This is a genomic window from Salinimonas sediminis (genome assembly GCF_003429285.1).
Taxonomy (GTDB): domain Bacteria; phylum Pseudomonadota; class Gammaproteobacteria; order Enterobacterales; family Alteromonadaceae; genus Alteromonas; species Alteromonas indica.
Genome location: NZ_CP031769.1, coordinates 431,824 through 455,155, shown reverse-complemented (window position 1 = coordinate 455,155; position 23,332 = coordinate 431,824). Strand labels below are relative to the sequence as shown.

The window sequence follows — 23,332 nt, the reverse complement described above, 5'->3', positions numbered from 1 at the left end:
TCTGTTTATGCGCGGTAACCTTATTGCGCTGTTAGCGCTGATAACGCTGTTGGCTGCTTGCAGCCATACTCCTATTGCTCATCTCCCTTCGGCCAACAAAGGCCAGCGGGTAAAGTCTGTGGTGATACATTTTACCACGGTCGATTACGCCGAATCGGTGCATGCGCTTAGCGCACCAGGCGGCGTAAGTGCCCATTACCTGATCAGTCAGCAGGCCGATGCCAGTAGCCCATTTGCTACGGCAACTACGGTCCAAATGGTAGACGAGCATGACCGCGCCTGGCATGCCGGTATCAGCTACTGGCAGCAGCGCGACAGACTCAACGATACCTCTATTGGTATCGAGCTGGTCTATCAGCCCCGTTGCGATCGCTTAAGCCTGGCGCAGGCACAGGCCGCCGCCGCTAGCGCACGGCTGTGTCAGTTCCCTGACTATGACCCCGATCAGATTGAAGCGCTGGTGGAGTTGCTAACCGCCATACAGCAGCGCTATCCTGATATTTCACCGACCTCGATTGTGGGCCATGCCGATATCGCTTTTGCGCGCAAAATGGACCCCGGTCCACGGTTTCCCTGGCAACAGCTATACCACGCAGGAATTGGCGCCTGGTATGATGATGAAGCGCTGTATCACCATTGGCAATTATTTTCCCAGCGGCCCCTATCTATAGCATTGCTGCAACAGGCGCTTTTTGATTACGGCTACGGGGTGACGCTGACCGGAATCCTCGACCTGCAAACACGCCATGCCCTGGCGGCTTTTCAAATGCATTTTGTGCCCTGGCAGGTCACCGGCGAGCCCGATCCGCCCACCAGTGCGGCAGTGATGGCACTACTACAAAAGTATTTTACCCAGCAGCACAGTCAGATCATGACGGTCTATCGTGCCGCTGAGCGCCCTACCGAAAAACCTGCCGGTCCTTTATTACACGCCGCCTTAAGTAAAGATGCAGCATTGGGGTTTGCTACCCTACAAGGTCAGGGCAATCTGACCCTGCGCAGCACCGCGAACCTGGCGCTAAATATCCGGATAAATGGCAAAAACCTCGCTATCGACAGGCCTGTTAAAGCTGGCCAAAAGTATGCTTACAACCTGAGCAAACTCACCCGTTCAGGGTTGAATAGCTTGCAGATAACAGGGCTCGACCACCGTGATGCCACACTCCAGGTGGCCATAGATTATCCGCAACTACTAAGCCCCGTATCGCCAGACGCCCGGCTTTCAACATGGCAACCGCCCGACTCGCTTGCAGTAACGGTGATTGAGCAGGGTAAATTATTATACCAAACCGGCCCCGCCGGTCCCGGCGTCGGCCAGGCGGTAACTCAGTTAAGTCAGCTTTTGGCCGCGCATTATCAACAAAAGCTTCAATTGGAGTATCCCGTCATTCACTATGTCCCTTATTTTTCCGGAGCCGGGCGTGAACGGTGCCGGGTAAAGGATATTCTCTCGCTGGTGTGCCGCTATCGCGGGGCTGGCGCTAAAAACACTCCGGTTAACCATGAAAGCGCCTATTATGACCCATTTGCCAAGCCTGCTTACTGGCGCCACATACAGCCAGCGGAATTAACCGGCTCCTTACGCGCTTCATCGGGATTGCCGCCGGCAAATGCTCAGCAGTGGGCGGCGGCGAGTGCGCTTCTCAATAGCCTGCTAAAAGTAACTGTGTCCAATACTGATTATCCGGCTTTCTTCGCGGCGCCGACGCAACCAATGAGCGAACAAGAAGCCAGGAAGCCCCTTGATAGCGCCGCTATCCCCCAATCAGAGTTACCCGCTAAGGCGCCAGTAGCAGAAACTGAGCAGCTCATACAACGTTTGCTAAACGCTGGGGGGTATGGCGATAATCACCGGTTTTCAATACGCGAATGGCAAAGCTTTGCGGCGAGCCTGAGACCACAAAAAGGCTATGGGTGGAGCGCACCAGGCGAGCAAAGCTGGCTACCTGCCCTGGCTTCACCCCAGGCGGTGGGACTAGCCTTGCCTTGTGAATTGCTGGTCATTGACCCGGCGCTTTATCTGGCAATCACCGTCACGCAGAAAGATTGCGCTGTGGCCACCGCGGCGGGCAAACCACTATTGGCCCAAAGCAGTATAACCACCTTACAACACGTGTACTTAGCCTTATTGAATAACTGATTGGCCTCGGTTAATCGTCAAATACTGTTGGCTCAGGCAAAAGGGTATCTTTAAAAGGTAATTCTGGGTAGGCTAACCGCCTGTAATAAAATGCCGTGGGTAAAGGTTTGCGTTTATTCATGCTGGGCCCAGTCCCCGCGCTATCCCCTAAAGGCAACGAAAGGCTTCCGCTGAATGGCGGCGAATGTTGCCAAACCATACCAAGAACATTGTAGGAAAATATATGGACTGGGTGTCAATCATCCCCCCACTGGTCGCTATTGTTGTTGTTTTCTGGAAACGGGAAGTCATCATGGCGCTGCTGCTGGCTGTATTAAGTGCCGAGGCGCTCATTCTGGTTCAGGCAGCACAAAGCAGTATTATCATGGCCCCCATTACCTCAATGGAGCGAGTTATTGAAGTAGCTGCCAGCCCGGGCAACACCCGTATATTGCTGTTCTCGGTCCTGGTTGGGGCTCTGCTGGCTTATATTCGTGATTCTGGTGGGGTGACCGCCACAGTAAACTGGTTGATTGGCAAAGGCGTAGCGAAAAGCCGTCGGCAGGTGGGAAGCCTGACTATGCTTACCGGTATTGCGGTTTTTATTGAGTCTAATTTAAGTGTACTGACCGCAGGCATATTCGCCCGGGGGCTATTTGATAAATTCAAAATGAGTCGGGCCAGACTGGCCTATATCATAGACAGTACCAGTGCCCCGGTATGTATTCTGATTCTGCTAAATGGGTGGGGCGCGTTTGTTTTAGGCATGCTCGATACTTACGAATTGCCGGCCTCTTCGGTAAGTATCTTATGGGGTTCTGTCCCCCTGAACTTCTATGCGTTGATCACCTTGGCGATGGTAGTTTACACCATTGCTAAAGATAAAGTTCATGGGCCCATGGCGGTTGAAGATGAAAAACAACAGCATCTGCAGACCCCGGTGGAAACCACGCCGGCTACCAAGGCCCGGTTTATGATAGTGCCCCTAGTAACCATGGTGGTAAGTATGGTGGGCTTCATGATCTGGACCGGCAACGGGGAATTGGCGCAGGGTAGCGGAAGTAAATCGGTGTTATATGCTACCGTTCTGGCCACCGCCGTCGCCTATTTATTGCTGATTACCTACCAGCGTTTTAGCCACCAGCAAGCCGTGGAAATTGGATTTAAAGGAATGGGCGAGTTGCTGCCGCTGGTAACCATTGTGCTGCTGTCGCTCACCTTAGGCAGTAGCCTTAAAGTATTGGGTACCGGAATATTTGTTTCTGGGATTGTGGGTGAGTACCTGCCTTTGGTACTGGTCGTCCCTATGCTTTTTTTAGCCGGCGCCGTTATGTCGTTTACCACCGGCACGTCATGGGGAACTTTCGCCATTCTGATCCCCATAGGAGTACCGCTCATCCAATCCTTAGGTTTGCCGCCCTCGTTGGTCATCGCAGCTATATTGGGTGGCGGCATCTTTGGCGATCACTGTTCGCCAATATCAGATACTTCTGCGGTATCCTCTATTGCTGCCGGCTGCGATCTGTTAACCCATGTTCGCACACAGCTTCCTTACGCATTGGTAGCCGGGGGGCTGACCCTCGTTGCCTATGTCATCGCCAGTATACTCATGATTGGATAACACAATGCGCCACTTATTATGGTTAAGTCTGTTTGTTTTTATTACCGGCTGTAGCGGTCATTTACCCGATTCCAGTACGGTTACCCCCCCACCCCAACACGCTGTAGCCACACCGGATACGTTTAGCGCCGATGCCGCTATGGCGGTGCTTAACGAACAAGGTAACGCCATTGATGCGGCTATCGCTACCCAGTTTGTGCTGGCGGTGACCCTGCCGGAAGCCGGCAATATCGGCGGCGGCGGCTTTATGACCCTGGTGTATGAGGATGAACCGGCGTTTCTGGATTTTCGTGAAATGGCACCGGGGAAAGCCCATCGGGACATGTATTTAGATGCGCAGGGAAAGGTCAAACCGTTGGACTCATTGTATGGAGTGCGGGCGTCAGGCGTGCCTGGGTCGGTGGCTGGCATGTGGGCCGCTCATCAAAAATACGGTAGTTTACCCTGGGCAAGGCTGGTGCAACCGGCCATAGATTTAGCGCAGAATGGGTTCGTCGTACCTAAACAATTAGCCGTGGGTATCGAAAAGTATATCGAACGTAGCGAGGCAAAAGGCGTTAACGCGAATTTTTCCCGCTATTTTGGTCATGCTAAAGCGGGCAAGGTGTTTAAGCAACCTGAACTGGCAGCCACCTTAATACGTATTCGCGACCAAGGTAAAGCGGGCTTTTACGCTGGCCAGACGGCGCAATTGCTTACCGACTATATGCAAGCTAACCAGGGGTTGATTACCCAGGATGATCTTAATCGGTATCAAGCTATCTGGCGCGATCCCATCCTCTTTAAGTGGCAGGATTACACCCTGGTTACTGCGCCGCCCCCCAGCTCTGGTGGTATCGCGGTAGCGCAATGGATCGGTATGTTGGAGCAATTGGAAAAGGGGCAGGCGCCCGCTGCGCATAATTCCGCGCGCTATATCCATTTGATGTCAGAAATTGGTAAACGCGTATTTGCCGATCGCGCGCAATATCTGGGCGATCCGGATTTTATTGAGGTGCCGGTAAAGGCGCTAACGGCTGATGACTATATCGTTGAACGTGCCAACCAGGTGAATGTTGAGGCGATATCAGTTAGTGAAGATATACAGCCTGGCTTGTATGAAAGTGAGCAAACCACCCACTTCAGTATTGTTGACCAGTGGGGTAATGCTGTCGCCATTACTACTACCTTGAACCTGGGCTTTGGCAATGGTGTGGTAGTAGATGGCGCAGGCTTCCTGCTTAACGATGAAATGGACGATTTTAGTGCAAAAGCCGGCGTCCCTAATTTCTTTGGCGCAATAGGTGGGAAAGCGAATGAAATCCAACCTTACAAACGCATGCTGTCGTCTATGACCCCTACAGTGGTGCTGGATAACCAACAACATGTTGTGCTGGTGACCGGCTCTCCGGGTGGCACTACTATTATCTCGTCCGTCACTCAGTCTTTGCTGAATGCCCTGCATTTTGATATGAACGCCGAACGCGCTACCAACGCACCCCGGTTTCATCATCAGCTGTGGCCCAAAGATACTATTCGAGTGCACGAAGGACTAACTGACGAGGTCAAACAGTCGCTTGAGGCACTTGGCTATACGCTGGATGAGCGTCATTTTGGTGATGTTCAGTTAATTAAACGTACTATGGACGGGCTTGACGCGGCGTCTGAACAAAGCGGCCGGGGCAAAAGCCTGGTTAAACCGGCGCTGGAACACTAGCGAATGGCATGCCCGCGCTAGCGGGCAAATAACTGCTGTATATCAGCGAAGGCTTTAAATTCCAAAGCATTGCCCGCTGGGTCTTTAAAAAACATCGTAGCCTGCTCACCTGGCTGACCTTTAAAACGTATATAAGGCGCAATAACAAATTCAACTTGCGCGGCTTTTAAAGTGTCAGCCAATTTTTGCCATTGTTCCATTGTCAGTACCACACCAAAATGGGGTACCGGCACAGCATGATTATCCACCTCGTTGGGCACCGCTGACGTCGGCATTTTTGCTACTTTATGGGTAACTAACTGGTGTCCATAAAAATCCCAGTCAATCCACTGCACATCACTGCGGCCGCGCTGGCACCCTAAAAGCGTGCCATAAAAGTCCGCTGCTGCATCAAGATCATCAACAGGTATCGCTAAATGAAAAGGTTGTGGCATAAATTTGCTCCTAAAGTAATTTTTTTAGCATAGCCAGCTTGCGCGCCGAAAATGGCGCATAACGTAACGCCACGTCCAGCCAGAATTTTCTTACCATCACCGATTTTAAATGACTTAACCGGTCAAACCCGGCACTTCCATGGTACTGGCCCATACCACTACTACCTACCCCGCCAAACGGTAACGCAGGATTGGCCATAAATAGCATCACATCGTTCACACAGACACTTCCGGCACTCATGGTGTTAATGACCCGGTGGGTTAACGTCGCATCGTTGGTAAACAAATACAGGGCCAGAGGCTTAGGGCGATCGCGCACGAATGCCAGGCTTTCGGATATCTGGGTGGTCGTGATAACGGGCAGTATCGGCCCAAATATTTCGTTTTGCATCAACGCACTATCCAGATTGGGATCCAGCACAATAGTCGGCGCCATTTTATGCCGCTGTTCGTCAATTACGCCACCGTGATAAATCGTATGATCACCAAGATAGCTGCGTACTCTGGCCAAATGCGAAGCATTTATAATAGTGCCATAGTCGTTACTACGAAGAGGTTGTTTACCGTATTGTTCTACTAACGCTCTTTTTAATGCGTTGAGCAATGCTTCTTTGATACATTCTTCCACGATAATGTAATCAGGCGCTATGCAGGTTTGACCTGCGTTCATCCATTTACCCCAAACAATACGCCGGGCGGTTACCTCAATATCTGCAGAACGCTCTACTAAACAAGGGCTTTTGCCGCCTAACTCTAAGGTAACCGGGGTTAGGTATTCACTGGCTGCCCGCATGACAATTTTAGCAACCGCTTCACCACCGGTATAAAAAATATGATCCCAGTGGCAGCGAAGCAATGCGGTAGTCGGCGCTTCGCCGCCTTCGATCACCGCGATCGCACTGGGGTCAAGGTACCTGGGGATAAGTTTTTTGATCAGTGCAGAGGTAGCCGGGGCAAGCTCTGAGGGCTTAAGTAAAACACAGTTGCCTGCCGCAAGTGCTGCGATGCACGGCGCCAGCGTGAGTTGTAAGGGATAATTCCAGGCACCGATGACAAGCACTACGCCCAGTGGCTCAGGTAAAATATAGCTGGTACCTGGCTGGGCAATTAATGGGGTGCGCACCTTTCTAGGTTTACTCCAGCGTTTCAGGTGCTTCAGCGTATGTTTAATATCACTTAATAAAAAGCCTATTTCAGAGGTCCAGGCTTCTGCTACTGATTTCCCTAAGTCCTCATGTAGCGCTTGGATCAGGGCATCCTGATGCTGTTCAAGTAATGCTTTTAACGCCTCTAACTGACCAGTCCGCCACTGCAATGGATGCGTTCGCCCACTGTTTGCGCTTTGTTTAAGTTGCTGGTAGCTGTCATTTATCAACGCATTTTCAGCAGCGTCTAATGGTGCGGTGTGGTCAGGGGCGCTATACATTGCCAAATCATAATCTAATGAATTTGAAGCAGTATATCAGAGCGTTTTATGCTGAAAAGAGGATAACAAGAGAAGCCGGAATATTGTGCCTGAAACAACACAGCCTGCACGAAGCAGGCTGTGGATAACTTATTGGATAAAGTGTGATCAGGCGTCGTAAGGATTGCGTAAAACGATCGTTTCGTTGCGATCCGGGCCAGTAGAGATAATGTCTACTGGCACGCCGGTAATCGTTTCCAGACGATTGATGTAGTTTTTCGCTTCCTGCGGAAGGTCGGCAAAAGATTGCACCCCAAACGTCGTTTGCGACCAACCAGGCATTTCTTCATAGACCGGTTTGATTTTGTCGTAACCGTCAGCAGCCATGGGAGGAACATCTTTTACGTTACCCTGGGCGTCTTCATAGCCAATACAAATCTGTAATGACTCCAACCCATCCAGTACATCCAGCTTAGTTAAACAAAAACCGGTAATGGAGTTGATTTGTACTGCACGTTTCATGGCCACGGCATCAAACCATCCCGTGCGACGTTTACGGCCGGTGGTAGCGCCAAATTCGTGGCCTTTTTCGCCCAGATGCTGGCCCACATCACAGGCCAGCTCAGTAGGAAATGGACCAGAGCCCACGCGTGTGGTGTAGGCTTTTACAATACCCAAAACATAATCGAGTTTCAGCGGACCAAAACCGGCGCCGGTGGCCACCCCACCAACGGTAGTATTAGACGATGTAACATAAGGATAGGTGCCGTGGTCAATATCCAGCAACGTACCTTGAGCGCCTTCAAACATAATTGGAGAGCCAGCGCGGTGGGCTTTGTCCAATACATCCGTTACATCCACCACCATGGCTTTGAGAATGTCTGCCACTGCCATCGCCTGAGCATAGACTTCATCAAAATCGACCGCTTCTACCTTGTAATACTGGGTCAACGTGAAGTTATGAATATCCAGAACTTCTTTAAGTTTAACTTTGAAGTCTTCAGCATTGAAAAGGTCGCCTACACGCAGGCCACGACGGGATACTTTATCTTCGTAGGCAGGGCCAATACCGCGCCCGGTGGTGCCGATAGCTTTATCGCCACGGGCCTTTTCACGCGCCACATCCAGCGCAATATGATAAGGCAGAATTAAAGGACAGGCTTCGCTGATTCTAAGGCGTTCCCGTACCGGGACGCCTCGATCTTCCAACATTTTCATCTCTGTCATCAGGGCTTCGGGGCTAAGTACCACGCCGTTACCAATAATGCAGGTTACGTTTTCACGAAGAATACCAGAGGGGATTAAGTGAAGAACTGTCTTCTCACCGTCAATTACCAGAGTATGCCCGGCATTGTGTCCACCTTGATAGCGCACCACATATTTTGCCCGGTCTGTGAGAAGATCTACTACTTTACCTTTACCCTCGTCACCCCATTGGGTGCCAAGTACCACTACGTTCTTTGCCATGAATCGAATGTGTAAGAAAATTAGGCGAAGATTCTATCAAAGATCAGCGGCGTTGATCACCTCTTTTTACACGCATCTGCGCTACAGCCATCGAATAGCGCCCCGGTATTAGGGGAATGCCGGCGCCTTTGAGCCGTCTCCCGGAATAAGCTCTGTTGCTTATTCACGGCCAGAACCAATACAGGGTTACGCCGCCAGCAACGACCATGATTCCGCCGATTTTACGCAGCGTTTCAGAGGGTTGCTGGCTCATTTCGAGTAAAAACAAACGCCAGCGATGGGGCATGAGCATAGGCCCCAAGCCCTCGATAATCAGCACTATTGCCAGGGCCAACAAGAATAGTTGCATAAGCTATTTATACTTCAAATATTGGTTAAAAAATGTAGGTTTAGCTGGCCGGGATCATGATACATACCAAAGCCAAAGCGCAACCTCGCCCCCCGGTAATCGGTCAGTATACCTTGCGACTCCAGCGCCTCAGCCAGCTGCTGAGTGGTTTGTGCATCGCTAAATTCAAAGGTAAGAAAATGGCCGCAGTCCGATAACGCGTTCACCACCAGGTTACGGCGGTTCAACAGGGTATGATTGGTATCATCTAATTGCCGTAAAAATGCCTCCTGGACGGCTTTTACATGGCGGTTAATATCGTCTACTTCTATTCGGTGTACTGCCAAGAGCCGGTAAACGGCCCGTAGGCGATACAGCGCACAAAAATCCATGGTAGCGCCAGCAAACTGCAGACCATTCCCGGCATAACCCACCGCGCCCTGCTGGGTTTTCGCCAGCGCACCAAATTCGGCAAACCAGCCGGTAAATGTCGGGCGTAAGCCATTGTCCGGGGGCACATGAGCAAAGCATACGCCTTCGCCTGCCTGGGCATACTTGTACCCTCCGGCAATAAAAAATACCCGTTGTGCCAGAGCCTGCAAATCTATCGGTTGCGCCATAAAACTGTGGTACCCATCTATAACGATGATGGTTTCACTGTGGGTGACTGCCTCTACAATACGGGGCAGGTTCTTCACCACATAGCCGGAATTGAAAAATACCTGGCTGAAGATAACCATATCCCACTGGCGCGCGGCAAGCGCGTCAATAAAACGCTGCTCAAAGTTATCGAATGGCTGGGTAGCGATACGTTCGCACGTTATTACTCCGGCTTCTTCGAGCCGACGAAGTTGCCTATTCACGCTGTGAAATTCGCTATCGGTCGTCAGTATGGCCGGCGGTGCGGGGGCGCTAGAGCATACCGGCAAACAGCTAAGTAATCTGGCAATAAGTTCATGTGTATTAGGCGCAAAGACAATTTGCTCTGGCATACGGGTATTAAGCGTATTGCTTATATATTGCTGTACTTCGGGAATCACTTCTGTAAAGAAAAAATCCCACTTGCGATCGGCCAGACGGGCGCTGTCGTCCCAGAATTCCAACATAGCATCACGGGTCACATCAGGCCAAAAATAGTGGCTGTGGCAAGCAAAATGCTGTTGATCCTGGTGGGCGGCTAAAAAGCGCCGGTAAAATTGTTGATACATAACGACCTGCCACAGAAACGGGATAAAGCAATGTAGCAGAGTTCAACAATTCAGGGTACTGGTTAGCGTACTCGTCGCTTGTACACAAGCACTATAAAACAACTACGACCAGTGATATCTATTAGGGTATTCCCCGTAGTTTCTGCTATACCTTAAATATAGAACAAGCCAGGTACGAAAGGAATGCGATTTCCAAGTTACGGACAATATGCGCTTGATGTGTCAGGCAACATGCTGGAAGTGTACGCCACTGGTTCATGGAACCGGGCGACCACAGAGCAGGTGGTGGAAGATATTCAGGCCACTATTACTGTGTTTGACCAGCAGCCGTGGGGCGCTTTGTTAGATGGTCGCCGCTGGGTATTGACCACTCCTGAATGCCAAAACCTCATGGCAGAATCAATCCGTCATTGTATTGGGGCAGGGCTATGCAGAGCCGCTTATGTACTTGATAGCGGTATGGTTAAGCGTGCGCAAATCGAGCGTACCCATCCCCACTCTTTCGCTAACACATTGCATGCTGACTATCAGCGGGATTATTTTTTCAGCTATTTTGAGGCTCTCAAATGGCTGAAGTCTGAAGGCTATAGCCCCTATCCATAGCCCCTATTTATAACCCCGCTTAGGCAGACCGTATGGGTGCCTACGTATGTGCGCCTAGCCAACAAGGCCCGGGCCGTGGTCAACGCTCCGGGCCAGCCACCTAATAGAGTAAGCTATATACTTTACGCCGATAAAGCGACTTTAACGGTTCGCCATCGGGTAACGCGTTAATCATATCCAGCATGGTTTTTTTGGCTTCGCCAAAATTTAAATCGGTTAGCAGTACCTGGTGCAATAGGGCCAGCGCTTCATCTGCTTTATGTGCCTGTTGTAATTGCACCGCAAGCTCAACTTTCAGTTGTAAATTATCTGGGTCGCTGGCTACTGCTTCTTGCAGCTGCTTCAGCTCTGGCGACTCTGCCGCCTGCTCGGCTAATTCTACTTTGCCTACCAGGGTTTGATAACGGGCATCCTGATCCACCAGCCGGATACCTTGTAGCTCAGTCTTGGCTTGGGCTACCGAACCGGTCTCAATAAGACAATCGATATATATATAGCGGGCATCAATATTCTCAGGGCCCAAATCTACCGCTTGTTTGGCTAAGGGAAAAGCGGCCTGATAATCGCCTTGCTGACATAGCTGGGCAGCTTGTTGCAGTTCTTCATCGCCAGGCTGAGGTAAGTACTTGGCGAGTAGCTCACGAATTTGACTCTCGGTTTGCATTCCGGCAAACCCATCCACTGGCTGACCATCCTTCACAAGCATTACCGTGGGCAGGTTACGTATACCAAACTGGGCAGCAATATCCTGCTGCTCTTCACAATCAACGCGAGCCAGTATCATATCGTTTTGATATTCAGCCGCAATGCGTTCCAGCATTGGCATTAAATCTTTACACGGTTCACACCAGGAAGCCCAGAAGTCAACCATCACCAGTTTTTCCTGAGACTGCTGTAATATTACTTGTTGGAAGTTTTCCAGCGTAATATCAACCACATTGTTTTGTACCAAGTTGTCCATCTTCGTTTGCCCGTAAGAATGTATTTGCCAAATGATATGGGGCGCGGCTGTTAAAAAACAAGCCATCGATAGATTGCAAACGCCCCCTAAGCACTTTACAGTTTACAATTGTTTTACAACCTTGTGAGTGCGCTATGGCTTCGCCTGTCCGTTTCACCCGCTTCGGAGATTTTTACCCTTACTATCTTAGTGAGCATCAACATGCTACTTGCCGGCAACTTCACTTTGCAGGTTCATCGTTGGTGTTGGTCGTGGTGCTATTAGCCATTACGTATAGCAACGCGTTACTGCTGGGGCTGCTGCCGGTTATCGGTTACGGCTTCGCCTGGGTCGGTCACTTTTTCTTCGAAAAAAACCGGCCAGCCACGTTTCGATACCCCCTTTACAGTTTATGGGGAGACTGGGTTATGTTTAAAGACATCCTGATTGGTAGAGTTTCTCTGAAAGGTCAGGCTTATGACACCGCCCCCGGTTTAAAAGGATAAAATATGGGACTTTTTCGTTTACCCTCCCGGTTAGTTGCCTTCGCCGCAGTCTGGCTTTGCTGCCCCCAACTTAATGCCTCGACTACCGCCTCGCAGATGTTACGTTATCAGGATGTATTTAATATTGAATATGCCGGTGCGCCGTTTTTTAGCCAAGATGGCAAAACGTTGTATTACGTCCGTCACAGCATGGATATCATGCAAGATAAGTCCACCAGCAGTGTATGGCAAATTGATCTTAGCAGCGATGAGCAACGACCGCTGTTAGCCGATAACGGCAACATTACGCAACCGGTACTCTCACCCGATGGCAGTAAACTAGCGTATATCAGTGACATCAGCGGGCAGCCGCAGGTTTATCTGCATTATCTGGACAACGGACTAACGACACCACTCACCCGGCTACAACAAAAACCCTCGCACCTGAGCTGGTCGTCTGACGGTAAGCAACTGGCTTTTACACTTTTTACCCCGGTTACTACTGCGCCGTTATTTTCCCAGATGCCCGACAAACCTGATGGTGCTAAATGGGCCGAACAGGCACACTTTATTGAACGCACCGAATACCGCGCTGATGGGGCCGGTTACCTGCCAACTGGTTTTGCTCAAATTTATGTGTTACCGGTAACTGGGGGCACCCCTCGTCAGCTCACGTTCGGCGCCTATCCCATCGATAGCCAGCTGAGCTATTCTGCTGACGGCCAATGGCTTTACTATGCCACCGACCCTACCGAAGACTATGCGCTACACCCGTTACGCAGCGATCTTTACCGGGTTAATGTGGCGACCGCTACTACCGAGCAAGTTACTCGTATGGCCGGGCCTGAAGGAAGCCCCAAAGTCAGCCCTGATGGCCAGTATCTGGCATTCACCCAACTGAATGACCAGCGTATGTCATATCAAAATAGTGATTTGGTGGTGCTTAATTTGACCTCGAATAAACTGACGCGGTTAACCACAAAGCTTGATCGTTCGCTCGGCGACTTTATGTGGGATACCGATAGTCGCTCGCTGGTACTTGGCTATTTGGATAAAGGCCATCAACGGTTGGCACGGGTTTCAATTAACGGCAAATTAAGCAAATTAGATGTCGATGTTGGGGGACAATCGCTAGGCCGTCCTTATACCTCTGGCGAGTTTACCCTATCAAGCCGTGGGGATATTGCCTACACCTTAGCCAGCGCGCAGCGTCCCGCTGACCTGGCGCTACACGATAGTAACGGTAAGCAGCGGACACTGACCCAATTAAATGAAGATGCTTTGGGCCATTTGAAGCTGGCCGATACTGTCGCACTGAATGTGACCTCCAGCACCGACGGGCGCGCTATAGACGCCTGGATTGCCTACCCGCCCGGCTTTGATGCGGCCGCAACAGGCCAAAGGTTCCCGCTAATTCTGGAAATCCACGGGGGCCCGCATGCGGCATATGGACCGCATTTTGCCCTGGAAATACAGCTTATGGCGGCGCAAGGATATATTGTGGTGTGGGCCAACCCGCGCGGCAGTGCTTCTTATGGGGCCAAATTTGGTAATCTTATTCATCACAATTATCCGTCAGCTGACTATCAGGACCTTATGGATGTCGTCGATGCCAGCGTGGCAACCGGCCATGTGGATGAACAAAATCTGTTTATTACCGGTGGCTCTGGTGGCGGGGTACTCACGGCCTGGGCTATCGGTAAAACGGATCGGTTCGCCGCTGCAGTGGTGGCCAAGCCGGTGATTAACTGGCTGAGCTTTGCCCTGACGGCGGATGCTTACCCTTATTTTTCTCAATACTGGATGCCGGGAAAGCCCTGGGAAGTTGCTGATCATTTATGGCAGCATTCGCCGTTGTCGTTAGTGGGAAATGTTACCACCCCCACCCTGTTGTTAACCGGCGAAGCAGACTATCGCACCCCTATTAGTGAATCCGAACAGTTTTACCAGGCCCTGCAATTACAGGGTGTGGCGTCAGCCATGTTAAGGATACCGGGTGCATCCCACGGTATAGCCGCACGGCCCTCCCGCCTCATTCAAAAAACCGGGAATATTTTGGCCTGGTTTGAGCGCTACAAAAATCCCGGAAAAGCAAAAGCTAAGCCGCGCCAATAGGCCGCACTCTGTCGCTTTATCCCACGTCGGATATGACCACAAAAAATGGCGGCTTAGGGCCGCCATTATTAAGGTAACGCAAAGACCCTTTTACTGGGCCTTAATAACACCACATAACACTCTGGGGCCGCCGCCACCAAGTTTTTCCGGTGAGTCAGAATAATTGTCACCACCTTCATGAACCATTAAGGCTTTGCCTTCTACGTCTTCCAGTGCTAAGCGTGTTGCCAATACCGGGTGTGTCGCCTGACCATCTTCGCTGACATATAATAAGGGCAGATCGCCAATATGATTCTGGCCATCCCACGGGTAGCCGTGGGATCCGGTTTTGTCTGGATCTAAATGGCTGCCTGCAGCGCCTGCTGGCACTTTCTCGCCGTCTTTCATGGCGCTATCACATGAGCCGTTTTCATGTACATGAAAACCATGCCCGCCTGGGGTCAAACCATCAACGGAAGGTTTGAAAACCAGACCATCTTCGTGTTCTTCAATCAGTACTGAGCCTGCAGATTCGTTGCTCTTTACATTTTTCATATCTACTTTAATGCTGTCTGCCACAGCATATTGCGTACTTAACGCCAGTAGTGTAGCCGATAACCCTGTTAATATTTTGCCCATATGACCTTATCCTTACTTGGTGAGTGTCTTGTGCGCGCCCACTGAGAACCTTAAGAAAACCTAACCCGGTGGGGATGCAAGGCGCAGAGCGCAGTTAAAACACATAAACTTTGGACTAATTTCTACATGACAAAGGTACGATGTAGATCAGAAATCGTACCGGCTAAAGAGCAAAAAAAACCAGTGCATGCACTGGTTTTCTATATAACAAATTTTCTATATAACAAAATGTTACTTTGGCGGCGATAACTGCAGTAGCTTACCATCCGGTGCATCCGTTAACAGATAGATAAGACCATCCGGTCCTACTTCTACATCACGGATCCTAGCGGCCTGGTCGCGTAAGTACTCATGTTGTTTACCGGGCTTACCATTATCAATTTCTATCCGTCGTAAATGGGTAAACTTCAGTGAGCCTACTAATAAGTCACCTTCCCAGTCTTTAAAGGCCGTCCCCGTGTAAAATGCCATACCGCTTGGGGCTATAGAGGGATCCCAATACAACCAGGGCTGCTCCATACCTTCCTGCTCGGTTTTGTCAGAAATGATTTCACCGCTGTAATCAATACCGTAGGTAATCACCGGCCAGCCATAATTACTGCCGTTTTCTAACACATTGATCTCATCGCCACCTTTAGGGCCGTGCTCCATCGACCATACCGCGCCACTTTGCGGATGAATGGTCAGTCCCTGTACATTGCGATGGCCATAAGTAAATACTTCGGGGGCTTTACCTTTGGCGAACGGATTAGTGGCGGGCACGCTACCATCGGTGTTAATGCGTACTATTTTCCCCAGATGGTTGTCGGTATTTTGCGCTTCGTCCATGTATTTATACCGATCGCCCAGCGTAATGTATAAATGCTTATCTGCATCAAACGCTAGCCTGCACCCAAAATGAAAACCATTATCTACTAATGGATTGGCTACAAATATTGTGCTTACATCCGACAAGGCCTGCCCATTTAATTTGGCCTTTGCCACCGCGCTACTGCGGCCACCATCACCGGCTTTGGAATAACAAAAATAAATAGTGTTATTCGTGGTGTAATCCGGATCAATTGCGATATCCAGCATTCCACCCTGGTTGACCGCGTCAACCTTAGGTACATTGGTTAAGGGTTCACTTAGCCCATCATTAAACGAAAAACGCCGAATGGCCCCGGCTCGCTCGGTCACCAGTACATCGCCTTCGGGCAAAAATACCATGCCCCACGGGTTTTTGAGCCCGCTAGCTAACTCTGTAACCTGTAAATCATTCGTTTGTGCCGCATGGGCGCCAAAAAACACAAAAGCGCCAGGCAGCAAAGCCGCCAGGCGCTTTTTCAACATTCCAGTAGGTTTGTTCATGAGGTTAATTGATTACCTTATCTTGGTAATGTTGCGCGTAGCATCCACGCTGTTTTTTCATGGACTCGCATACGGTCAGAAATCAGGGCTGTAGAGGACTCATCATCTGCCTCTTGCGCTTTTTTCAAGGCGTCGCGGCATGTTTTAACTACTTGCTCATGGCCATGCGTAAGTAAGCGCACCATTTCGGTTGCCTCTGGTACACCTTCTACTTCTTCAATAGAGCTTAGTTCTGCTAACGCCTTGTAAGTACCGGGTGCAACAACATCCAAAGTACGGATACGCTCTGCGATATCATCAACCGCTTCAGCCAGTTCAACATAATGTTCTTCAAACATCAGATGTAATTCACGAAACTGTGGGCCCGTTACGTTCCAATGGAAGTTGTGAGTTTGTAGATACAGTGTATAAGAATCTGCCAACAGGCTTTTCAAACCTTCAGCTACCGTATTACGATCGTTCTCTGAAATACCGATATCAATCTTGCTCATCGTTTGCTCCTTTATCAGTTTTTGCGATAAATAATAGAGTTTATCATCTTACTTTTAGATACTGAACTGAGCGCGATTTGGATTACTTCCGCCCTCTTTGCTGTCAGCCCGGTTAATTAATGATGATGGTGACGCCCCGCCCCATTATCAAGTTGCTTAACCGTAAAGTTTATTTGTTGCGTATTGATGTCGCTAAAGTAAAACGTTACCGGAACCACTGTCCCTACGGTTAAGGCCTTTTGTAATCCATGTAGCATAATATGCTTACCGCCTGGCGAAAACCTAACCTGTTCGCCCGCAGCGAGAGTCACTCCGTCTGCCAGGGCGCGCATTTTTGCCATACCATTTTCCATTACGCTGGTATGCAACGTAGCCTTACTGGCCACATGGTTATTCACAGTAATGCGAACTAGCGTCACCGGTTTATCAGAGTGGTTGGAAAGTGTCATGTAGCCTGCTGCGGTACTGGACATCGCGAAGCCAGCTGCAAAATAAGGGTTATCTACGATAATATCCGACGCAGCCTGAGCACAACTGCCCAAAAGCAGCATACACAGCATAACCACACGAAATATCACAGGCATAACGCAACTTTAGCCGAAGAGTTTGGTTTATATTACTGAAGTTAGCAGATGAAGCAAATAAACTGTAAAAGTCGTATTTTTGTGGGGAAGCGGGAGAAAAAATGGTGCCGACTGCCGGAATCGAACTGGCGACCTACTGATTACAAGTCAGTTGCTCTACCAACTGAGCTAAGTCGGCACACTGGGTACTACACGCTTGCAAAGGTGTGCCTAAGCAAGCGGAGCGTATTCTAATCTTAGCCACAATATTGTCAAGGGGCTTTATGGCTTTTCTGTGAGTTTACTGAGTTTTTCTGCTTCGTCAGGCAACATCGGAAAGGCTTCGCTTGGCACGTAGCCTGCCAACTGTGCCATTTTATTGCCTAACTGCTGATAGTTATCGGCAGTTAAGTTAATGTGGCCCATCTTACGTTTTTCCCGCACTGTTTTGCCATACCAATGTAAATGGCAGCCAGGGATACTAAGCAAATCGCGCGAGAACGCGCCACACCCGATAATATTGACCATTGCCGCAGGCGTGCGCGCTTGGGTATCACCAAGCGGTAAGCCAACAATTGCCCGTAAATGATTTTCAAACTGGCTGGTATCACTGCCGCTGTTGGTCCAGTGTCCGGAGTTATGCACTCTGGGTGCTAACTCATTTACTAATAAGGTATCGCCACACTGAAACATCTCTACGGCCAATACGCCGGTATATTGCATGCCCTGCGCCAGTCGGGTGAAAATTTCCTGCGCCTGTTGCCAGATAGCCTGGGTTACACCGGGGGCTGGCGCCACCGATACGTGTAGCTGCCCTTGATAATGTAAATTTTCGGTCAGCGGATAGACTTTGATTTCACCGCTTTTGCTGCGTACACCGATTAACGACAACTCACGGTCAAACGACAACATCTGCTCTACGATTAGCGGAACCTGTTGCAGATTCAGGCCACTAAGAGAGGCTTTAATATCCTCTAATTGGGCGGCCTCGGTTAAACGCCATTGCCCATATCCATCGTAACCATCCCGGCTAGCTTTGATAATAAGTTTATCGCCCAGTTCCTGCAGGCACCGATCCAGCTCATCCAGCTGGGTAACGATACGGTGGGGGCAATTTGCCACCTGCAAGTTATCTAGCAAGGCTTTTTCGCGAACCCGGTCTGCGCCGACTAAAATAGCTTCCATTGAAGGCATTAGCTTGCCGCTTTTTTCAGCCTGTTCCAACAGGTGTTCAGGCACATGCTCAAACTCTACTGTCAGGGCATCTGCCGCTTCGATAGCCTGGGCTAATGTCGCCTCTAAGGGTAGCTTGCTGACCGGATGAACTAAAGTCTCGGTGTTTACGTCTACCGCTTCAACTTCTATTCCTAACGGTGCACCAGCCAGATACATCATCTGCGCCAGTTGTCCGGCGCCATACACCAGTACTCTCATTACTCAAGCTCCAGCTTGCTGTTCGCCATAACTTTGTCGGTTTGCTGCTGTCTGAACGCAATAATTGCCTGACGCACGTTGGGATCCTGGAGTGCTACCACCTGAGCTGCCAACAGCCCAGCATTAGCAGCGCCTGCCTCGCCAATAGCCAGGGTGCCTACGGCCACCCCTTTGGGCATCTGTACAATAGACAGTAAGGAGTCTAACCCATTCAATGCTTTGGATTTAACCGGGCAACCGAATACCGGCAAATGAGTGTGGGCGGCAAGCATGCCAGGCAAGTGCGCAGCGCCCCCTGCCCCCGCGATAATACAACTGAAACCTTGTGCTTCAGCTTGCTCAGCAAATTCGACCAACAGGTTGGGCGTACGGTGAGCGGAAACTACGCTGGCGTCATACTCAACACCAAACTCTTTAAGCATCAGTGCTGCTTGCTGCATGGTAGGCCAATCCGAGGTGGAGCCCATAACTATCGCGACTTTAGCCATCAAATGCTTCCTTTAATGGAGGTAAACGAGGGAATATTAGTGCACTGGCATAGTGCCAGTGCCATTAAAGGCGCCAGATTGTAGCGTAAAAAGTCCTCAAAGCCTACAAAATGACTGTGCGCCAACTGAACCATAACCGCATTTTCTAGATACAAATCTATTCTTAGGACAGTTTAATTTACATAAGGCAATGTGCGGCGAATATTATGAATAGTTTGACCTTTCGCTTACTCGAAGTGTTTCAGGAAGTGGTAGATGGCGGCTCGGTAACCGCTGCGTCCAATGCACTGGCCTTATCTCAGCCAACGGTATCGCTTCAGCTTAAAAAGTTATCAACCATTGTGGGCTTGCCCCTGCTAGAGCATTTTAACGGTAAAGTGCATATGACCGAAGCGGGGGAAGCAGTGTACCGCTGTGCCCAGGAAGTTTTGTCGTCTCAAGCCACATTACGTAGCCAGATTCAGGCGCTACAGGGAATGGAAACCGGTTCGTTAAAACTGGCGGCTGTCACCACGGCAAAGTACATAGCTCCGCCTTTATTGAGTGCATTCTGTAAAGCCCATCCTAACATCGATGTGCATTTTACGGTGGGTAACCGCGAGCAAATTGCCCAGCGTTTAAAACAGAACCGGGACGATATTTATATTTTTAGTCAGCCACCGGAAGACCCGATAGTGCAGGCAGAGCCGTTTTTAGATAATAATCTGGTGGTAATCGCTCCGGGCGACTATACCGGTCCGGACCGGTGTACATTACATGATCTGGTGAATGAGAAATTTCTATTACGGGAACACGGTAGCGGTACGCGTAAAGCTGTAGATGAATTCTGCACTCGGGCTGGGTTCACCTTTCGTGATCCTATGATTATTGAGAGCAATGAAGCGATACGGCTGTCGGTGGCATCCGGGCTAGGCCTGGCTATTTTATCAGAACACACGCTGGCACAAGTCAGTAGCAACGATATTAAGATACTGCGGGTAGATGGATTCCCGTTAAGTAGTTCGTGGCATGTCGTCACGCGAAAAAACCGTCCGTTAAGTCTGGCCGCCACGGCTTTTGCCCAGTCACTATTAAACAAAACGCCCGCCTAAAGGGCAGTATAAACCGCAATTTCGGGGCTAAACGAAGTGAAATGCCCCTTTACCGCTTAGCACACGCCCTGCCCCGGTAACGACAAACCGATCATTATCTATCCTACGCGGCGAGATTTCTCGCCGCGGCCCTGAAGGTTTAGCGTTTAGCGCTGTTCATATAGTCAAGCGTCATATTGGTCAGCAATTCCACGCCCAGTTTCATCCCTTTATCGTCGACAAAGAATTCCGGCGTGTGGTGGGCTGGCGAGTCTTTTTCAGAAACATCCAGCGGCTTGCCGCCTAACCATAAAAACAACCCGGGAACCTGCTCCTGATAAAACGAGAAATCCTCGGCGCCGGTTACCGGATTAGACAACAGTACGTTGTCTTTGCCCGCCGTACGATTAAGTGTGGGCAGCATTTGGGCCGTTAACTGAGGATCGTTATAGGTAATCGGGTAGCTATAGTCCAGCGGTAAGGTAAGCTCAGCCTGCGCGCCCATACTCATCGCAATACCCTTAACTTTCCGTTGCATCGCTTCATACACATGCTCTCGGGCGTCTTTATCCAACGTGCGTATAGTACCGATGAGCTCCACTTCATTAGGAATGATATTAGAGCGGTTACCGCCATGGATTGACCCTACAGAAACCACGGCAGCTGCATCAATTAATTTTAGCTCCCGGCTGACAATGGTCTGTAATGACATTACCATTTGCGCGGCGGTGACAATGGGGTCCACACTTTTCCAGGGGTATGCGCCATGGGCTTGCTTACCTTTAATGACTATTTTAAAGGGATCAACTGCTGCCATGCTGCCTTTAGGAGTGTAACGCACCTTACCTATATCAGTATTAGCATTGATGTGGAGGCCAAAAATAACATCCACATCGGGGTTTTTCAGCACCCCCTCTTTGACCATGATTTCAGCCCCACCTTTTTCTCCCGGCGGCGCCCCTTCTTCAGCGGGCTGAAAGATAAACTTCACTTTTCCATGCAGTTGATCTTTCATTTGGCTCAATACTTTGGCGGTGCCCATTAACATTGCCATATGGGTATCGTGGCCACAGGCATGCATTACCGGGACGGTATTGCCGTTGTATTGTGCTGTTTGGGTTGATTTATAGGCAAGTTCGTTTTGCTCTGGTACGGGTAAGCCATCCATATCAGCACGCAGCGCTATTACCGGGCCTGGCTTACCGCTATCAAGCACCGCCACCACACCGGTTTTAGCTACCCCGGTGGTAATTTCCACGTCAAGTGTTTGCAAAAATGATGTGATGTATTTAGCGGTTTCAAACTCACGGTTGGATAGTTCCGGGAACTCATGAAAATGATGACGCCAGTCGATAACCTGCGGCTCAACCTTGTCGATGAGTGTATTGATATCCTGTGCGGCATGCGCAAATGTGGTGGTTAGCAAACACGCTATACCCAGTGCTGTGCGTTTCATTATTGTTCCCTGTGTGTTTTTTTTTACAGTAGCGAATAAATCGTTGTACTAACAGTACTATTCGCTACGGCCCAAGAAAATATAATTCGGCACCTTGCACTAACCTTTGCCCAATAACAGGCATAAAAAAAGGCGCGTTATAAACGCGCCTTAGATATGACATTCAACCTGCGGTTAGCTTCGCTGCCGTTTCATCGAATCAAAAAACTCATCATTGGTTTTGGTCATAGAGAGCTTATTGATCAAGAACTCAATGGCGTCCACTTCCGACATTTCATGAACAATTTTACGCAGGATCCACATTTTTTGCAGTTCTTCCTGGCTGGTCAGCAGCTCTTCACGGCGGGTACCTGAGCGATTAAAATCAATCGCTGGGAATACACGTCTCTCTGCAATCTTACGATGCAGGTGAAGCTCCATGTTACCGGTACCTTTAAACTCTTCATAGATAACTTCATCCATTTTAGAGCCGGTATCGACCAGGGCGGTAGCGATAATGGTTAAACTACCACCTTCTTCCACATTCCGTGCAGCCCCAAAAAAGCGCTTAGGCTTGTGCAGTGCATTTGCATCGACACCACCGGTAAGTACCTTTCCAGAGGAAGGGATAATGGTGTTATAGGCACGTGCCAGACGGGTAATAGAATCAAGCAGGATGATCACATCTTTTTTGTGCTCAACCAGCCGTTTGGCTTTCTCGATAACCATTTCGGCTACTTGCACATGGCGGCTAGCAGGTTCGTCAAAGGTCGAAGCAACCACTTCACCTTGAACCAAGCGATGCATCTCGGTAACTTCTTCAGGACGCTCGTCAATCAGTAGAACCATTAATTCGCATTCTGGCTGATTGGCCGCAATCGACTGTGCAATATTTTGCAGCAGTAGGGTTTTACCAGCTTTTGGCGGTGCTACGATTAGACCACGTTGGCCTTTACCGATTGGCGACGCCAAATCCAGTACCCGTGCGGTGATATCTTCCGTTGACCCATTACCACGTTCCATCCGCATACGAGTAGCAGCATGCAGTGGAGTGAGGTTTTCAAACAGGATTTTATTACGGGAGTTTTCAGGCTTGTCGAAGTTAACTTCGCGGATTTTTAGCAGGGCAAAATAACGCTCACTATCTTTAGGTGGCCTTATTTTCCCGGCAATCGTATCGCCGGTGCGCAGATTAAAACGTCGAATCTGGCTAGGAGATACATAGATATCATCTGGTCCGGCTAAATAAGACGAGTCGGCCGAGCGTAAAAAGCCAAAGCCATCCTGAAGAATCTCCAGAACACCGTCGCCGAATATATCTTCACCACTTTTTGCGTGGGTCTTTAGGATAGAAAAGATGATGTCTTGCTTTCTGGCTCGCGCCATATTTTCCAGGCCCATTTCTTCGGCCAGGGCAACCAATTCATTGATTGGTTTGTTCTTCAATTCAGTTAAATTCATA

Annotated in this window: 21 protein-coding genes and 1 tRNA gene; 7 read left to right on the top strand and 15 right to left on the bottom strand. The window is 49.7% G+C overall.

The features are described 5' to 3' along the window. Positions 1-7 precede the first annotated feature (7 nt). From D0Y50_RS02115 to ggt, 3 genes are all read left to right on the top strand, one after another. Positions 8-2,140, top strand: a complete 2,133-nt coding sequence (locus D0Y50_RS02115; protein WP_117315259.1) for an N-acetylmuramoyl-L-alanine amidase — start codon at positions 8-10, stop codon at positions 2,138-2,140. Between the two features lie 223 nt (positions 2,141-2,363). Further along, positions 2,364-3,740 carry a Na+/H+ antiporter NhaC family protein gene (locus D0Y50_RS02110; protein WP_117315257.1) on the top strand — a complete coding sequence of 459 codons (1,377 nt, stop codon included), beginning with the start codon at positions 2,364-2,366 and terminating at the stop codon, positions 3,738-3,740. A 4-nt stretch (positions 3,741-3,744) separates the two neighbouring features. Beyond that, the gene (gene ggt / locus D0Y50_RS02105; protein ID WP_117315256.1) at positions 3,745-5,436 is read left to right on the top strand and encodes a gamma-glutamyltransferase; all 1,692 of its coding nucleotides are present in this window, start codon (positions 3,745-3,747) and stop codon (positions 5,434-5,436) included. Between the two features lie 17 nt (positions 5,437-5,453). Here ggt and D0Y50_RS02100 read toward each other — a convergent pair whose 3' ends face one another. From D0Y50_RS02100 to D0Y50_RS02080, 5 genes are all read right to left on the bottom strand, one after another. Continuing rightward, a complete protein-coding gene (locus D0Y50_RS02100) occupies positions 5,454-5,870 on the bottom strand; it encodes a VOC family protein (RefSeq protein ID WP_108565618.1) in 417 nt (138 codons plus the stop codon). Between the two features lie 10 nt (positions 5,871-5,880). Next, positions 5,881-7,296: an aldehyde dehydrogenase family protein gene (locus D0Y50_RS02095; RefSeq protein ID WP_117315254.1), complete on the bottom strand. Its 1,416-nt coding sequence runs from the start codon at positions 7,294-7,296 to the stop codon at positions 5,881-5,883. 147 nt (positions 7,297-7,443) lie between these two features. Beyond that, complete coding sequence (locus D0Y50_RS02090; protein WP_108565620.1) at positions 7,444-8,742, bottom strand: adenylosuccinate synthase; 1,299 nt, start codon at positions 8,740-8,742, stop codon at positions 7,444-7,446. Between the two features lie 163 nt (positions 8,743-8,905). Further along, positions 8,906-9,091 (bottom strand): DUF2065 domain-containing protein, encoded by a 186-nt coding sequence (locus D0Y50_RS02085; protein ID WP_108565621.1) that lies wholly within the window; start codon positions 9,089-9,091, stop codon positions 8,906-8,908. Between the two features lie 14 nt (positions 9,092-9,105). After that, positions 9,106-10,278 (bottom strand): aminotransferase class V-fold PLP-dependent enzyme, encoded by a 1,173-nt coding sequence (locus tag D0Y50_RS02080; RefSeq protein ID WP_108565622.1) that lies wholly within the window; start codon positions 10,276-10,278, stop codon positions 9,106-9,108. 183 nt (positions 10,279-10,461) lie between these two features. On the opposite strand from D0Y50_RS02080, the gene D0Y50_RS02075 reads away from it, so the two are divergent. Further along, a complete protein-coding gene (locus D0Y50_RS02075; RefSeq protein WP_108565623.1) occupies positions 10,462-10,881 on the top strand; it encodes a hypothetical protein in 420 nt (139 codons plus the stop codon). A gap of 100 nt (positions 10,882-10,981) precedes the next feature. On the opposite strand, the gene trxA is transcribed toward D0Y50_RS02075, so the two are convergent. Further along, complete coding sequence (gene trxA, locus D0Y50_RS02070) at positions 10,982-11,842, bottom strand: thioredoxin (protein WP_117318597.1); 861 nt, start codon at positions 11,840-11,842, stop codon at positions 10,982-10,984. Positions 11,843-11,976: 134 nt separating this feature from the next. On the opposite strand from trxA, the gene D0Y50_RS02065 reads away from it, so the two are divergent. Together D0Y50_RS02065 and D0Y50_RS02060 are read left to right on the top strand one after the other, a co-directional pair. Then, positions 11,977-12,327, top strand: coding sequence for a DUF962 domain-containing protein (locus D0Y50_RS02065; RefSeq protein WP_117315252.1), 351 nt, complete (start codon positions 11,977-11,979; stop codon positions 12,325-12,327). 3 nt (positions 12,328-12,330) lie between these two features. Further along, the gene (locus D0Y50_RS02060) at positions 12,331-14,421 is read left to right on the top strand and encodes a S9 family peptidase (protein WP_117315250.1); all 2,091 of its coding nucleotides are present in this window, start codon (positions 12,331-12,333) and stop codon (positions 14,419-14,421) included. 90 nt (positions 14,422-14,511) lie between these two features. Here the strand turns inward: D0Y50_RS02060 and sodC are convergent, their stop codons facing one another. The 7 genes from sodC to purE all read right to left on the bottom strand — a co-directional run bounded on the left by sodC (position 14,512) and on the right by purE (position 19,365). Then, complete coding sequence (gene sodC, locus D0Y50_RS02055; protein WP_108565626.1) at positions 14,512-15,039, bottom strand: superoxide dismutase family protein; 528 nt, start codon at positions 15,037-15,039, stop codon at positions 14,512-14,514. 231 nt (positions 15,040-15,270) lie between these two features. Next, positions 15,271-16,389, bottom strand: a complete 1,119-nt coding sequence (locus tag D0Y50_RS02050; RefSeq protein WP_117315248.1) for a PQQ-dependent sugar dehydrogenase — start codon at positions 16,387-16,389, stop codon at positions 15,271-15,273. 17 nt (positions 16,390-16,406) lie between these two features. Continuing rightward, positions 16,407-16,880: a Dps family protein gene (locus tag D0Y50_RS02045; RefSeq protein WP_108565628.1), complete on the bottom strand. Its 474-nt coding sequence runs from the start codon at positions 16,878-16,880 to the stop codon at positions 16,407-16,409. 116 nt (positions 16,881-16,996) lie between these two features. Next, positions 16,997-17,464, bottom strand: a complete 468-nt coding sequence (locus D0Y50_RS02040; RefSeq protein WP_108565629.1) for a copper chaperone PCu(A)C — start codon at positions 17,462-17,464, stop codon at positions 16,997-16,999. A 102-nt stretch (positions 17,465-17,566) separates the two neighbouring features. Then, positions 17,567-17,642 (bottom strand) — tRNA-Thr (locus D0Y50_RS02035). Between the two features lie 83 nt (positions 17,643-17,725). Then, positions 17,726-18,877 (bottom strand): 5-(carboxyamino)imidazole ribonucleotide synthase, encoded by a 1,152-nt coding sequence (locus tag D0Y50_RS02030; protein WP_108565630.1) that lies wholly within the window; start codon positions 18,875-18,877, stop codon positions 17,726-17,728. After that, positions 18,877-19,365 (bottom strand): 5-(carboxyamino)imidazole ribonucleotide mutase, encoded by a 489-nt coding sequence (gene purE / locus D0Y50_RS02025; protein ID WP_108565631.1) that lies wholly within the window; start codon positions 19,363-19,365, stop codon positions 18,877-18,879. Before purE ends, D0Y50_RS02030 begins: the two co-directional genes overlap by 1 nt. 206 nt (positions 19,366-19,571) lie before the next feature. On the opposite strand from purE, the gene D0Y50_RS02020 reads away from it, so the two are divergent. Continuing rightward, a complete protein-coding gene (locus D0Y50_RS02020) occupies positions 19,572-20,456 on the top strand; it encodes a LysR family transcriptional regulator (RefSeq protein ID WP_108565632.1) in 885 nt (294 codons plus the stop codon). 139 nt (positions 20,457-20,595) lie between these two features. On the opposite strand, the gene D0Y50_RS02015 is transcribed toward D0Y50_RS02020, so the two are convergent. Further along, a complete protein-coding gene (locus D0Y50_RS02015) occupies positions 20,596-21,891 on the bottom strand; it encodes an amidohydrolase (RefSeq protein WP_108565633.1) in 1,296 nt (431 codons plus the stop codon). 174 nt (positions 21,892-22,065) lie between these two features. Beyond that, positions 22,066-23,331 (bottom strand): transcription termination factor Rho, encoded by a 1,266-nt coding sequence (gene rho, locus D0Y50_RS02010; RefSeq protein ID WP_108565634.1) that lies wholly within the window; start codon positions 23,329-23,331, stop codon positions 22,066-22,068. Position 23,332 lies beyond the last annotated feature (1 nt).

Coding starts and splice junctions, on each gene's coding strand:
- D0Y50_RS02115 (WP_117315259.1), top strand. CDS start 8: ATGCGCGGTAACCTTATTGCGCTGTTAGCGCTGATAACGCTGTTGGCT.
- purE (WP_108565631.1), bottom strand. CDS start 19,365: ATGGCTAAAGTCGCGATAGTTATGGGCTCCACCTCGGATTGGCCTACC.
- D0Y50_RS02030 (WP_108565630.1), bottom strand. CDS start 18,877: ATGAGAGTACTGGTGTATGGCGCCGGACAACTGGCGCAGATGATGTAT.
- D0Y50_RS02095 (WP_117315254.1), bottom strand. CDS start 7,296: ATGTATAGCGCCCCTGACCACACCGCACCATTAGACGCTGCTGAAAAT.
- D0Y50_RS02085 (WP_108565621.1), bottom strand. CDS start 9,091: ATGCAACTATTCTTGTTGGCCCTGGCAATAGTGCTGATTATCGAGGGC.
- D0Y50_RS02100 (WP_108565618.1), bottom strand. CDS start 5,870: ATGCCACAACCTTTTCATTTAGCGATACCTGTTGATGATCTTGATGCA.
- D0Y50_RS02080 (WP_108565622.1), bottom strand. CDS start 10,278: ATGTATCAACAATTTTACCGGCGCTTTTTAGCCGCCCACCAGGATCAA.
- rho (WP_108565634.1), bottom strand. CDS start 23,331: ATGAATTTAACTGAATTGAAGAACAAACCAATCAATGAATTGGTTGCC.
- D0Y50_RS02040 (WP_108565629.1), bottom strand. CDS start 17,464: ATGCCTGTGATATTTCGTGTGGTTATGCTGTGTATGCTGCTTTTGGGC.
- trxA (WP_117318597.1), bottom strand. CDS start 11,842: ATGGACAACTTGGTACAAAACAATGTGGTTGATATTACGCTGGAAAAC.
- D0Y50_RS02050 (WP_117315248.1), bottom strand. CDS start 16,389: ATGAACAAACCTACTGGAATGTTGAAAAAGCGCCTGGCGGCTTTGCTG.
- D0Y50_RS02090 (WP_108565620.1), bottom strand. CDS start 8,742: ATGGCAAAGAACGTAGTGGTACTTGGCACCCAATGGGGTGACGAGGGT.
- D0Y50_RS02075 (WP_108565623.1), top strand. CDS start 10,462: ATGCGATTTCCAAGTTACGGACAATATGCGCTTGATGTGTCAGGCAAC.
- D0Y50_RS02045 (WP_108565628.1), bottom strand. CDS start 16,880: ATGAGCAAGATTGATATCGGTATTTCAGAGAACGATCGTAATACGGTA.
- D0Y50_RS02110 (WP_117315257.1), top strand. CDS start 2,364: ATGGACTGGGTGTCAATCATCCCCCCACTGGTCGCTATTGTTGTTGTT.
- ggt (WP_117315256.1), top strand. CDS start 3,745: ATGCGCCACTTATTATGGTTAAGTCTGTTTGTTTTTATTACCGGCTGT.
- D0Y50_RS02020 (WP_108565632.1), top strand. CDS start 19,572: ATGAATAGTTTGACCTTTCGCTTACTCGAAGTGTTTCAGGAAGTGGTA.
- D0Y50_RS02060 (WP_117315250.1), top strand. CDS start 12,331: ATGGGACTTTTTCGTTTACCCTCCCGGTTAGTTGCCTTCGCCGCAGTC.
- sodC (WP_108565626.1), bottom strand. CDS start 15,039: ATGGGCAAAATATTAACAGGGTTATCGGCTACACTACTGGCGTTAAGT.
- D0Y50_RS02015 (WP_108565633.1), bottom strand. CDS start 21,891: ATGAAACGCACAGCACTGGGTATAGCGTGTTTGCTAACCACCACATTT.
- D0Y50_RS02065 (WP_117315252.1), top strand. CDS start 11,977: ATGGCTTCGCCTGTCCGTTTCACCCGCTTCGGAGATTTTTACCCTTAC.